This is a genomic window from Pseudomonas sp. MT92, assembly GCF_058792515.1.
Window position 1 is genome coordinate 96,281 of the sequence record NZ_JBXAFA010000011.1, and the last position, 12,324, is coordinate 108,604.

The following is a 12,324-nucleotide window of genomic DNA, read 5'->3' on the forward strand; positions in this document are numbered from 1 at the left end:
ATGAACGGGGCCAGGCGCGGTTTCGGCCTTCACCCTCCTGTAGGAGCGAGCCTGCTCGCGATGAACTCCAGAACGATGCGGGGCGTCAGGTTAACCGCGTCATCGTTGGCGACCATCGCGAGCAGGCTCGCTCCTACAGAGGTCGCGTATCAGAAGTGGAAGTTGGTGCTCAGCAACGCCGTACGGCCCGCCGCCTGGTTGGCGAAGTGAGTCGAGAAGGCCTTGTCGTAGTAGGTTTCGTCGGTCAGGTTCTGCACGTTCAGTTGCAGGTCGATGTTTTTGGTCAGCTTGTAGGCGGCCATTGCATCGTAACGAACGTAGGAATCGACCATGGTGGTGTTGGCCACGCTGCCGAACACGTCATCGACGTAGAACGCGCCGCCGCCGATGGTCAGCTTCGGCGTGACCTGATAGGTCGTCCAGAGGCTGGCGCTGTTTTTCGGCGTGTTAGGCAGTTCGTTGCCATCGTTGGCCTTGCCCAGCGGACCGCCATCGATCTGTTCGCTGTCCATGTAGGCGTAACCGGCGAAGACCTGCCATTTGTCGGTGATTTTGCCGGTAGCCGACAGTTCAACACCTTGAACGCGGGTTTTGCCGACGTTTTCATAGGACGTGGTGTTGGTCTGTACCCGGGCGTTTTCCTTCTCGGTGCGGAAGATATCGGCGGTCAGCGACAGACGATCATTCATCAGATCCCACTTGGTGCCGATTTCGTAGTTCTTGGTGGTTTCCGGCTCCATGTCGCTGCTCAGCAGGTTGCCGTTGCGATCAGGCGTGCCGCCCAGCGGGTTGCCTTCCTGACCGTCGCCGAGGGTCGTGCCCGGTGGGGTGGCGGACGTCGCGTACGACGCATAGATGCTGCCGTTCTGCGCCGGTTTGTAGACCACACCGAATTGACCGGTCACGAACTCACTGACGTCGTCGCCCTTGGAGGTGGTGGTGCCGGCGTTGGTGTAGGTTTTGTAGCTCGTGTCGAAATGGTCGTAACGCAGGCCCATGTTCACCAGCCATTGTTCGGACAGCTCAAGCGTATCGAACGCGTACAACGCATAGGTGTCGGCCTTGGTGTCGGTGCCGGCGTAGTTGCGCGAGATGGCACCGTTCCACGGATCGCTCGGGATCGGGTTTGCCAGCGAAGTACAGTTGTATCCGCTGCGAGGACCAATCAACGCAGGACTGCAATTGGTGGTCGCGGCGGCTGTTGCCGGGGTGGTATCGGTGTTGACGTTGTACGAGGATTTCCGGTTCTCCTCGTGGGAGAACTCGATGCCGGTGGCGAAACTGTTCTTGAACCCGGCGATATGGAAATCGCCGAACAGATCGGTCTGGTTCGTGGTCGTCTCGGTGTTGCTCACGCGGGTGTTGGCACGACGCCAGACGCTGCCGTTGTTGACGTTGCCCTTGCTGTCGTCCGGCTGGGTCAGGATGTAGTCCTGCATGCTGGTGCCGTGGCGCAGGGTGTTCTTGACGGTCAGCGCGTCGTTCAGGTCGTGCTCGATGGCGATGGTCGCGGTGTCGGTGCGGCCCTTGCGGAAATCGCGGTTGTCCAGGCCGTAGAAATTGCTGCTGTCGCCGCCGTCGTTTGGTTTGTCCGGGTTGGACTTGGTGCGGGCAGCGGAGCCTGCAGTCGGAATGGAGTAGGGGATACCCGAGTCCGGCGTGTCGTTACTTTCCAGATGGTAGTAGTCGAGATTGACCCGGGTATCGGTGCCCAGGCCAAAGGCCAGCGACGGAGCGACGCCCCAGCGATCGTAATCGACGCTGTCGCGGCCGGCGACGTTGCTTTCATGGCTCATCAGGTTCAGACGGCCAGCGGCGGTGTCGGAGAACTGATAGTTGCCGTCCATGGTGTAACGCTGGGTCTGGTCAGAACCCCAGGTAAATCCACCGTCGAACGAATCGCCCAGGTGCGCTTTTTTGCTCACCAGGTTGATGCTGCCGCCGGCAGCGCCACGGCCGCCAATGGCCGAGTTCGGTCCTTTGCTGACTTCGATCGATTCGACGGCGAAGATCTCCCGGCTCTGCGAACCGGTATCGCGCACGCCGTCCAGGTAAGTATCGCCTTGGGCATCGAAACCACGAATGAACGGACGGTCGCCTTGTGGGTTGCCGCCTTCACCGGCACCGAAGGTGATGCCGGGAACGGTACGCAGCGCGTCCTGCATGTTCATGGCGCCGGTGTCCTTGAGCACTTGCTGCGGGATCACTGTGATCGAGCGCGGTGTGTCCACCAGCGGCGCGGTGTACTTGGGCGAGGAGGCTTTTTCGACGTTGTAGGAGGTCTGGTCTTGCGCTTCGCCGGTGATAGCGGTTGCACCGAGGGAGATGGTGTTGCTCGGTGCTTTCTCGTCGGTCTTTTCAGCCGCGAATACCATGTGGCCCGCGGAGCCGGCGGTGATCGCCATGCCAATCGCAGAGGCGAGTAGACGCGGTGAACTGACAGGTAGCTGTGGTTGTTGGCGTGACATTTTTATTCCCCTCCCCAAGGATTTGAGGCGGCGGAATATAGGGTAAATACGTATTCGTATCAATTGCGAAACATTACTATTCGCACTGAATTTACATTCTTTACAATTTACCCTTACGGTTTTTACCGTTTCATTCGTCTGGCGGGTTTTACACAGGCAATAAGAATCAATACCATTGGCACCCCTTTGCTTTCTGGTGCCTTGCCCATGTTGCTGCACATCCCCGGCTTGTTCGAAAAAGAAGAAGTGCAGCGCATTCGCGAGGCTCTGGAGCAGGCCGATTGGGCGGACGGCAAAATCACCGCCGGTTACCAGTCAGCCAAGGCCAAGCACAATCTGCAATTGCCGGAAGGCCATCCGTTGGCCAAGGAGATCGGCGCGGCGATGCTGGAGCGGCTGTGGAAAAATCCGCAGTTCATGTCTGCCGCGCTACCGCACAAAGTCTTTCCTCCGTTGCTGAACTGTTACACGGCCGGTGGCAGTTTCGATTTCCATATCGACAACGCGGTGCGTCAACCCAAGGGCAGCATTGAGCGGGTACGAACAGATCTGTCGGCAACGGTGTTTTTCAGCGAGCCAGCCGATTACGACGGCGGCGAACTGGAAATCCAGGACACCTACGGCACCCAGCGCGTGAAGTTGCCGGCCGGTGACATGGTGCTGTACCCCGGCACCAGCCTGCACAAGGTCAATGCGGTCACTCGCGGTGCCCGCTACGCTTCTTTTTTCTGGACCCAAAGCCTGGTGCGCGAAGACAGCCAGCGTGCGTTGCTGTTTGAAATGGATGGCGCGATTCGCCAACTGACCCAGGACCTGCCCGACCACCCTTCGCTGATCCGCCTGACTGGCACCTATCACAACCTGTTGCGCCGCTGGGTCGAGGTGTAAGTGCTGGATTTCAGGTCGCACCGCGAAGAGATTCTCGACACTGATGCGCTCAACGCCATGCTCGATGAAAGCCCGGCCCGTGCCGCCCAGGCGATTCTGCTTGCCGCCCGTGCAGGGCTTCTCGATGCGCAGGCCTTGCTGGGACAGATTCTGCTGGAGGGCCGGGGCATCGCCCGGGATCAGTCACTGGCGGTGCGCTGGTTCGGGATCGCCGCCCAAGGCGGACATCTGATGGCGCGCAATATGCTCGGTCGATGCCATGAACATGGCTGGGGTTGCACGGCCGATGCTGCTATCGCTGCCAGACATTATCGTCAGGCCGCCGAGGGTGGGCTGGATTGGGCGATGTACAACTACGCCAATCTGCTGGCGACCGGGCGTGGGGTCATCGAGGATCAAGCACAGGCGCTGAAGCTGTATCAGCGTGCCGCCGAACTCGGGCACGCCAAATCGATGAACCTGTTGGGGCGCTACCTCGAGGAAGGCCAGCACTGCCCGGCTGACTCGGCAGCGGCATTTGAGTGGTATCGACGTTCTGCCGAAGGCGGGGATTTTCGGGGGCAATTCAGTTATGCGTCCGTTCTGGCGGACGACGGGAGAGTCGAGGAGGCATTGTTGTGGCTGCACCGGGCGTTGGCCGCCGGCAATCTGAACTTCCTGCGCGTCAGTAGCCGAACGCTGTTGCAGGCTTCTCATCCGCAACTCCGGGCGTTGGCGCAGGACTACCGGCAACGCGCTGCTCACCTGGAAGACGAGGCGCTCAGAGCCGAGGCTGGAGTGATGAGTTCTCTTCAATAGGAAGTTGCCATCCAGGTGGAGCGAAAAAGCACGGTTTGCTTTTTCGCTCGCATTGTCCTGGTCGGCTGAGGTCAACCGGATGGATCCCGGTTTAGCTGCGCCATTCCTTGCGAAGGCTGTTCAGGTGCGCCACGAACACATTTGTCTGCTCGATGAAACGTTTAACAACGGCGTGCAAGTCGTCTGAAGCTTCGTAGCTGTTGATCTGCAGAAATTTTTCGACGGATTCGGTGAGCGTGCTTATTTCATGCGTATAAGTCTCTCTTGGGTTTTTGATCGCTTGCAGCTCCAGTAATTGAAACTTTCGATCTTCCAGTGTTTTTAGTTCTTTCTTGATGCCGGCGAGATTGAGACGACGATTATCCAGTTTTGTTTGAGTCTGGCGCCTGGCTGTGACCAGATTGTCATACTTGATGGCGTTGCTGACCAAATCCAGGATTTTTCCGGCCGCGCCAATACCTGCTTTAACCAGTTCAAGTTGAGGTGCGGACAAATTGAGTGTCGCCAGTTTTTCGAGGCTGAGAAAAGCATCTTTTATCAAGGAAAAGGTGTCGGTTGCCTCAATGACTTTGATTGCCTCGTTCAGCGCCGTTTCATCGGCTACCAGACGTTCGATGGCACTTTCCTCTTCGGAAAGTAGCGGGGAAATTTTGAGGATCGATGTGTCCAGTTCATTGATTCGATATTGGTTGTCGCTGAGCGTAACGGCCTGCAGATTTGTCAGGCTGTTGTTGAGTTCTGTGAAGAGCTTAAGTGTCTCGGTGGTGGAGTTGCCGATCAGCGATTTTATCTCGCCATAAAAACTGTCAATGGCTTCTTTCTGTTCGCTTGTCGGGTTCTCGTTTTTAAGGTTTTCGATAATGGTGTAGTACTGTTGAATTTCACTTGTTTGCAATGCTGAAGGTATCAGGGTGATTGCTTTAAGTGCCTGGGCGTCAGTAGTGTTTATTTCTTTTTCCAGTCCTCTCAGCTCATCGGCGAGTACGGGTAAGTAAAGGTTGCCGAGTGTGCGGATCTTGTAATTGAGTTCTTCCCTGCTTTTGTAAATCTTGTTCATGTCGGGTGCAGGGTACTGAAACGAGGTGTCGATGGTATGTACGGTCATGGTGATCTCGATGTCTAAAAGATGGATGCATGAAGATTAATAAATATCGCAAAGGCGCTTTATTTGCTTTCCAGGTCTCAGGACTCATGTGATGCATTGTTAAAGGCGGTCAATAAATCACCTGCCTGTTTCTTGATCGCTTTCCAATTCTCCGTCATGCTGGTCAACCTCGAAACGAAAGACACCAAGTACATGGCGTTGGTCACACCATCGAGTCTTTTACTGGAAGACTCGACATAGGCCTGGATAAGTTCCCAGAGGCTTTCCAGATTCGACGAGCTGCCCGAGGCGCCTTCCACCCGGACCTGCAGGTCCTGGAGGTTGGTTTCAAATGCGAGCAGCGATGCAAGGAATGTGTTGGTTGTCGCAAGTTTTTTTTCGATATCGCGCCGTTCGTCAGTCAACTGGTCCAGTTCATTTCGTGCCTGCTGGGCTTTGCTGCCGTAAATCGACGAGGTGATAATAAAACCGACGACCCCGCCGATAACACCCCACCATTTATTTCTGCTGTATTCTGCGATTTCCGCGTTTTTTTGATCGATCCTGGCGTTAATGACGTCAAGTCGTTGGTTGTATTGTTTTATCTCATCGCTAAAATTCTGACTGTTGCAAAGGGCAATTTTTAAACCGAGTTCCGGTTTGATAATGTTTGTTATGCCGTGTTTGAAATCGGTGATTGCTGTTTTTGTGAGTTTTGTGCTTTGGCTGTGCGCGGTGATGACGATTTTAAGTTCGTCGACCAACTCAAGTAAGGTCGGGATTTTTTTCCTCTCTTCCCCGGTTAATATGATCTCTGGAAGCTTGTCGATTTCTTCCGGGGGCAGGCCGCCAATTTTACCCACGCCACTCACATAGCTTGGAAGCGTCTTGAGGTATTCAATAATGGCTGTGCAGTTGGATGTAATGTTGTCGGAAAATACGTGAAGGTCAGAACCGACGGCCTTCATGCTGGACTCAAGTGCTGACCAGGTTCCAGCATGATCTTTCATTTTCATGAATAAAAGTTGCAGGTCCGCCGATTTGAGGCCGCTGATATTCAGCTGGTCTAATTTGTGAATCTGCTCGATTTCTTTTTCATCGATAGGGAGTTCTAGCCCGCCCTTGACGTAGCGTTTGATCTTCCGTATGTCTTCGTTCGTGACTAATAGTCCTGGATCACGCTCGACGCCAGGGAGGGTTCCGGAGACCGCGTCCATAAATTCAGTGGTAAGTTTGTTAAGGTCTTCGGAAGTTATCTTTAATTCTTGAGTGGCTAACATGAAAATCCTTTTTATGTTTTAGCATTGTGAAATTGATTTTATTGCAGGCGAAAAGTAGCGCTGATTGTTATTAAAGTTAAGTGCATAAGGTTTTCAGTGTGTGTCGTATAAAACGAACAGGCGGGGGCGTATTATTTTGGAAGAAATAAAAAAGGCCTGTGAATATTCACAGGCCTTTTGGGTGTGACTCGCGAGACTTAGACGTAATACGACTTCAGCGGTGGGAAGCCATTGAACTCAACGGCGCTGTAGCTGGTGGTGTAGGCACCGGTCGACAGCCAGTACAGGCGATCACCGATGGCCAGGTTCAGCGGCAGGCCGTACTTGTAGTTTTCGTACATGATGTCGGCGCTGTCGCAGGTTGGGCCGGCGATGACGACTTCTTCCATCTCGCCTTTCTTCTCGGTCCAGATCGGGAACTTGATGGCTTCGTCCATGGTTTCGATCAGGCCAGAGAACTTGCCCACATCCGTGTACACCCAACGCTCTACAGCGGTACGGGATTTACGGGCGACCAGTACCACTTCGCTGACCAGGATGCCGGCGTTGGCGATCAGCGAACGGCCGGGTTCCAGGATGATTTCCGGCAGGTCGTCACCGAAGTCTTCCTTGAGGAAGCGGATGATTTCTTCCGCGTAGGTTTCCAGGCTGTTGGTGCGGGTGATGTAGTTGGCCGGGAAGCCACCGCCCATATTGATCAGCTTCAGTTCAATGCCGTCTTCTTCCTTCAAGCGCTCGAAGATCACTTTGACCTTGGCGATGGCCGCGTCCCAGACGCTGATATCGCGCTGTTGCGAGCCGACATGGAACGAGATGCCGTAAGGCACCAGACCGAGGTCGCGGGCGAGAATCAACAGGTCCATGGCCATGTCGGTCTGGCAGCCGAATTTGCGCGACAATGGCCAATCGGCGGTGGTCGAGCCTTCGGTCAGGATGCGCACATAGACTTTCGAACCCGGCGCAGCCTTGGCGATGTTGCGCAGGTCGGCTTCGGAGTCGGTTGCGTAAAGACGCACGCCCTTCTCATAGAAGTAGCGGATGTCCTTGGATTTCTTGATGGTGTTGCCGTAGCTGATCTGGTCGGCGCTGACGCCACGGCTCAGCACTTTGTCCAGCTCATAGATCGAGGCGATGTCGAAGCTCGAGCCTTTTTCCTTGAGCAGGTCGATGATTTCGACGGCCGGGTTGGCCTTGACCGCGTAGTAGACCTTGGCGAATTCGAAACCGGCGCGCAGGTCGTCATAAGCCTTGCTGATCATTGCGGTGTCGATCACCACGAACGGGGTTTCTTGCTTGTCGGCGAACGCCTTCATTTTTTGAAAGGTTTCGCGCGCGAAATAGTCTTCGACCTGGATCGACATGCTGGGAACTCCTACTGGCAAACTAAAATTATCAATGGGTGCAAATGAACGTCCTCCGTATCCCCACTTTGGTTCGCCTACTTCCCAAGGCATGTCGCCGAAAGCAAAAAGGCCATGGGTAGCGTTGCTTCCCTTGGCCTTGCTGTCTCGTCGTCAGTACTTGAGCCGGATGGATCGTTTCCAGCATGGACGTTCGGCGCGAACTTTAGGGCGTGAGGGGCTTGAGATCAACAAAAAATGTCGCAATTTTGCACTCGTCTGTCGCACGGTAACGACACAGTCCTTTTTAACTGACACAGATGACAGGCGGATGTTCCGAACGATTTATGAAGTGTTAAAAATACCTGCACGTTCGACGCTTTTGTGCGCCAAGTCGCTAGAAAGTGCAATGTCGTCAACTTCGGCGACGTTGGCTGCTAGAATCTGGACTGAGAGGGAATTTGATTATTTAAGTGAGTGTTTGTGGATGGCTTTTGCAGGCTCTACTGTTGATATTTTTTTCCGGCCTGTGAATCACTCAAAAATCGCACAGAACCTGTGGGAGCCAGCCTGCTGGCGATGACAATTTCATCATCAAAACAGTGTTGACTGGTATTCCCCAATCGCTAGCAGGCTAGCTCCCACAGAGATTTGTGTTTTTTACTCGATTATCAGGCAACCACTGCCTCAGCCGGCGAGACGATATTGGTCTTCATCCCGCGCGAACGCCCGGAACTCAGATAAGCCGCGATCGACTCCTGTGTCACCTCACCCAGGAACACCCGCTCTGCATCCATCACTGGCAGCCACGAACGGTTGAACTCGTACATGCGCGACAACAGGATGCGCAAATGCTCGTCGTAGGCGGCCGTGGCATTGAACTCGCGCAAGTATTGCCCGCAGGTGCCGGTCTGGCGGTGCAGATCGCGGCGACGTACATAGCCCAGCGCCTTGTTCTCGCCATCGGTGACGACCACGTAACGCCGGTCATGTTCGTCCATCAATTCCAGCGCGTCGGCCACTGGGGTGTCCGGGCTGACCGATGGCGCGTTGTCCGCCGCATCTTCAGCTTTCACCAGCAACAGGCGCTTGAGGGTGCTGTCCTGGCCGACGAAGTTGCTGACAAAGTCGTCCACCGGATGGGCGAGCAGGGTGTCCGGATGGTCGATCTGCAACAGTTTGCCGGCACGGAAGATCGCGATCTTGTCGCCCAGCTTGATCGCTTCGTCGATGTCATGGCTGACCATGATCACCGTCTTGTTCAGCGCCCGCTGCATCTCGAAGAACTCGTTCTGGATCATTTCACGGTTGATCGGGTCGACCGCGCCGAACGGTTCGTCCATCAGCAGCAACGGAGCATCTGCCGCCAGGGCGCGAATCACACCGATGCGTTGCTGCTGGCCACCGGACAATTCCCGAGGGTATCGATGCAGATACTGCTTGGGCTCAAGCTTGATCATGCTCATCAGTTCTCGAGCGCGGTCGTGGCATTTCTGTTTGTCCCAACCCAACAGGCGCGGAACCACGGTGATGTTTTCCTCGATGGTCATGTTCGGGAACAGACCGATCTGCTGGATGACATAACCGATGTTGCGGCGCAGGGTCACTTCGTCCAGAGCGGTCGTGTCTTCGCCATTGATCAGGATCTTGCCCGAGGTCGGCTTGATCAGGCGGTTGATCATTTTCAACGTGGTGCTTTTGCCGCAACCCGATGGCCCGAGGAACACGCAGATTTCGCCTTCATTGACGGTCAGGCTTACGTCGTTCACGGCCGAAATAGTTTTGCCGTTGCTTTGAAAAGTCTTGGTCAGGTTTTGAAGTTCAATCATTTGAGTAGTCCTTTCGGAGTCAGCGAACGTTGCAGCCATTGCAGAAGCAGGTCGGCGAAGATGGCCAGCAGGCTGACGAGTAAGGCGCCGACGATCAGCATCGACATGTCACTGCGGCTGATGGAAGCGAGGATGAGCACGCCGAGGCCGCCGGCGCCGATGGTCGCGGCGATGGTCATGACACCGATGTTCATGACCACGGCGGTGCGCACGCCGGCGAGGATCACCGGCACGGCGATGGGCAGCTCGACCATGCGCAGGCGCTGGCCGAAGGTCATGCCGATACCGCGCGCGGCTTCACGAATGCCCGGTTCGACGCTGGTCAGGGCCAGGTAGGTGTTACGCATGATCGGCAGCAGTGAGTAAAGAAACACGGCGGTGATCGCCGGCATCGGGCCCAGGCCCTGGCCGAATTTGGAGTAGAAGGGCAGCAGCAGGCCGAACAGGGCAATCGACGGCACGGTCAGCAGCACCGTGGCGCCGGCTTGCAAAGGCCCGGCGAGGGTCGGGAAGCGGGTCATCAAAATGCCCAGGGGCACGCCAACGACAATCGCCAGCGTCACCGCGATGCCAACCAGGGTGATGTGCTGCCAGGTCAGGTGCAGCACCAGCGGCCAATCGAGATGGGAAAAGGCGTTCAAGAATTCCATGGCTTTTCCTCGTTCAGTTCAGTGGATGCTGGCGCAGGAAATCGGCGGCCACGGCGGAGGGGCTTTCGTGATCGACATCAACCCGCGCGTTGAGCTGGCGCATGGTGTCGTCGTCAAACAGTTCGGCCAGTGGCTTGAGCTGCCCGGCCAGTTGCGGGTGCGCATCGAGGTACGCCTGGCGCACCACCGGGGCGGCGGTGTAGTCGGGGAAGTAGTGCTTGTCGTCTTCGAGCAACTTGAGTTTGAAGGCGTTCAAGCGACCGTCGGTGGTGTAGACCAGGCCGGCAAATACCTGACCGTTGCGCAGCGCGGTGTAGACCAGGCCCGCGTCCATCTGGCGGATGTTTTTACGGGTCAGGTTCATGCCGTACAGCTTGACCATGCCATCGAGTCCATCGGAACGGTTGGCGAACTCGGTGTCCAAAGCCACCAGGTGGTTGGTCTTGGCCTCGTCCCGCAGGACCCTGTTGAGATCGCTGATGGTGTTGATCTGCGGATACGCATCGGCGACGTTCTTCGGCAGTGCCAGGGCGTAGGTGTTGCTGAATTTCGACGGTGTCAGCCAGACCAGGCCTTTTTTACCGTCGAGTTCTTTTACCCGGGTGTAGGACTGTTCGCTGTCGAGTTTTTCAGTCACATGGTTGTAGGCCACCAGCGACACGCCGGTGTATTCCCAGAGCATGTCCAGTTGACCGCTTTCGTGGGCGCTGCGGGCCAGATTACTGCCCAGGCCACCAGTGACTTGCACGTCGTAACCCTTGGCGCGCAGGTATTGGGAGGTGATTTCTGCCAGCAGGGTCTGTTCGGTGAACACGCGGGCGCCGATGCGGATCAGCGGCTTGTCCGCCGCTTGGGCAAATCCTGCGCACAGCAGGATGCAGCCTAATAAAAAGCTTGATGTCTTCATGAGCGTTCCTTTACCGGGGCTTAAGACGGGCGCAAGCCGCGTTCGAGCCAGGTTCGGCTGGCCAGTGTCACCAGGCCGTCGAGCAGCAGGGCCAGCAGGGCGGTGCAGGCCGCGCCCAGCAGCAGTTGCGGCTGATTGTTCAAGGCGATGCCGGGGAAAATCAGGCTGCCGAGACTGTTGGCGCCGATCAGGAACGCCAGCGGCGCCGTCCCGACATTGATGGCCAGTGCCACGCGCACACCACCGATGATGATGGGCACGGCGTTGGGCAATTCGACTTTCCACAGCACCTGGCGCGGGGTCATGCCGATGCCGACGGCGGCTTCCTTGAGCGACCCCTGGACGTTTTTCAGGCCTTCATAGGTGTTGCGCACGATCGGCAACAGCGAGGCGAGGAACAGGGCGAAGATCGCGGGACCGCTGCCAATCCCCAGGATGCCGAGGGCGATGGCCAGCACGGCGAGAGGCGGCACGGTGTTGCCGATGTTGAAGACCTGCATGAAGCGTTCGGCGCGGCCGACCATGGTCGGGCGGCTGAGGAAGATGCCGGCGGGGATGCCCACGACGAGGGCGGCCAGCATGGAAGCGAGGACGAGAATCAGATGAGCTTGCAGGTAAAACAACAAATCGTCGCGGTAGTGTTCGATCGTGTTGATGCCGATCCAGTGGATCAGCAGGGCCAGGAGGGCGATTACCAACGCGCCTCCTGTCAGCCCTTTGCCATAGCGAATAGCCACAGGCGGACTCCTTTTTTTCAGTCGGCGAACGCAGTCCCGTGTGGCATGCCATTCCTGGCTGCCGGGAAATCAACGTTCGCGAGAAGCAGCTCGTGCCGAGCGCGTTCCACTGTAGGAGCGAGCCTGCTCGCGAAAAACGTCCAGACAACGCGTACATTCAGGTACCCGGCGTTATCGTTGACGTCCATCGCGAGCAGGCTCGCTCCTACAGGCCGAACGCGTACAGCTTATCGAGCCATAAGCGCAGCCTCGTCAGGCTAACTTGCTGATTTTTCAGCCCCTGACGAAAGCCGTAACAGGGGAGTGGACGCCTCCACCTTTTAAAAGGTTCCATAATTGGCAG

11 protein-coding genes are annotated in these 12,324 nt (G+C 56.4%); 3 read left to right on the plus strand and 8 right to left on the minus strand.

Annotation, left to right across the window (positions count from 1 at the left end):
- Positions 1-149: 149 nt before the first annotated feature.
- Complete coding sequence (locus AC1Q6D_RS20610) at positions 150-2,468, minus strand: TonB-dependent receptor (RefSeq protein ID WP_103404018.1); 2,319 nt, start codon at positions 2,466-2,468, stop codon at positions 150-152.
- Positions 2,469-2,675: 207 nt separating this feature from the next.
- Between AC1Q6D_RS20610 and AC1Q6D_RS20615 the strand changes: the two genes are divergently transcribed.
- Positions 2,676-3,356, plus strand: coding sequence for a Fe2+-dependent dioxygenase (locus AC1Q6D_RS20615; RefSeq protein ID WP_047537568.1), 681 nt, complete (start codon positions 2,676-2,678; stop codon positions 3,354-3,356).
- A gap of 57 nt (positions 3,357-3,413) precedes the next feature.
- Positions 3,414-4,154, plus strand: a complete 741-nt coding sequence (locus tag AC1Q6D_RS20620; protein ID WP_371919900.1) for a tetratricopeptide repeat protein — start codon at positions 3,414-3,416, stop codon at positions 4,152-4,154.
- Between the two features lie 91 nt (positions 4,155-4,245).
- On the opposite strand, the gene AC1Q6D_RS20625 is transcribed toward AC1Q6D_RS20620, so the two are convergent.
- The 3 genes from AC1Q6D_RS20625 to AC1Q6D_RS20635 form a co-directional block, all read right to left on the minus strand.
- The gene (locus tag AC1Q6D_RS20625; RefSeq protein ID WP_103404017.1) at positions 4,246-5,259 is read right to left on the minus strand and encodes an alpha-xenorhabdolysin family binary toxin subunit B; all 1,014 of its coding nucleotides are present in this window, start codon (positions 5,257-5,259) and stop codon (positions 4,246-4,248) included.
- 77 nt (positions 5,260-5,336) lie between these two features.
- Positions 5,337-6,518, minus strand: coding sequence for an alpha-xenorhabdolysin family binary toxin subunit A (locus AC1Q6D_RS20630; RefSeq protein ID WP_103404016.1), 1,182 nt, complete (start codon positions 6,516-6,518; stop codon positions 5,337-5,339).
- A gap of 197 nt (positions 6,519-6,715) precedes the next feature.
- Complete coding sequence (locus AC1Q6D_RS20635; protein WP_103404015.1) at positions 6,716-7,879, minus strand: type III PLP-dependent enzyme; 1,164 nt, start codon at positions 7,877-7,879, stop codon at positions 6,716-6,718.
- Here AC1Q6D_RS20635 and AC1Q6D_RS20640 point away from each other — a divergent pair.
- On the plus strand, positions 7,878-8,441 hold the full coding sequence (locus tag AC1Q6D_RS20640; protein WP_146041484.1) for a hypothetical protein: 564 nt from the start codon (positions 7,878-7,880) through the stop codon (positions 8,439-8,441). The two genes, AC1Q6D_RS20635 and AC1Q6D_RS20640, sit on opposite strands and share 2 nt — an antisense overlap.
- A gap of 88 nt (positions 8,442-8,529) precedes the next feature.
- On the opposite strand, the gene AC1Q6D_RS20645 is transcribed toward AC1Q6D_RS20640, so the two are convergent.
- Genes AC1Q6D_RS20645 through AC1Q6D_RS20660 form a run of 4 tightly spaced genes read right to left on the minus strand, consistent with a single transcriptional unit; the run spans position 8,530 to position 11,981 of the window.
- Positions 8,530-9,687, minus strand: a complete 1,158-nt coding sequence (locus tag AC1Q6D_RS20645) for an osmoprotectant ABC transporter ATP-binding protein OsmV (RefSeq protein WP_047537579.1) — start codon at positions 9,685-9,687, stop codon at positions 8,530-8,532.
- Positions 9,684-10,337: an ABC transporter permease gene (locus AC1Q6D_RS20650; RefSeq protein ID WP_103404014.1), complete on the minus strand. Its 654-nt coding sequence runs from the start codon at positions 10,335-10,337 to the stop codon at positions 9,684-9,686. The genes AC1Q6D_RS20645 and AC1Q6D_RS20650 overlap by 4 nt, the downstream gene beginning before the upstream one ends.
- Before the next feature lie 13 nt (positions 10,338-10,350).
- Positions 10,351-11,244, minus strand: coding sequence for a glycine betaine ABC transporter substrate-binding protein (locus AC1Q6D_RS20655; protein WP_103404013.1), 894 nt, complete (start codon positions 11,242-11,244; stop codon positions 10,351-10,353).
- Between the two features lie 20 nt (positions 11,245-11,264).
- Positions 11,265-11,981, minus strand: coding sequence for an ABC transporter permease (locus tag AC1Q6D_RS20660; protein ID WP_103404012.1), 717 nt, complete (start codon positions 11,979-11,981; stop codon positions 11,265-11,267).
- Positions 11,982-12,324: the final 343 nt, after the last annotated feature.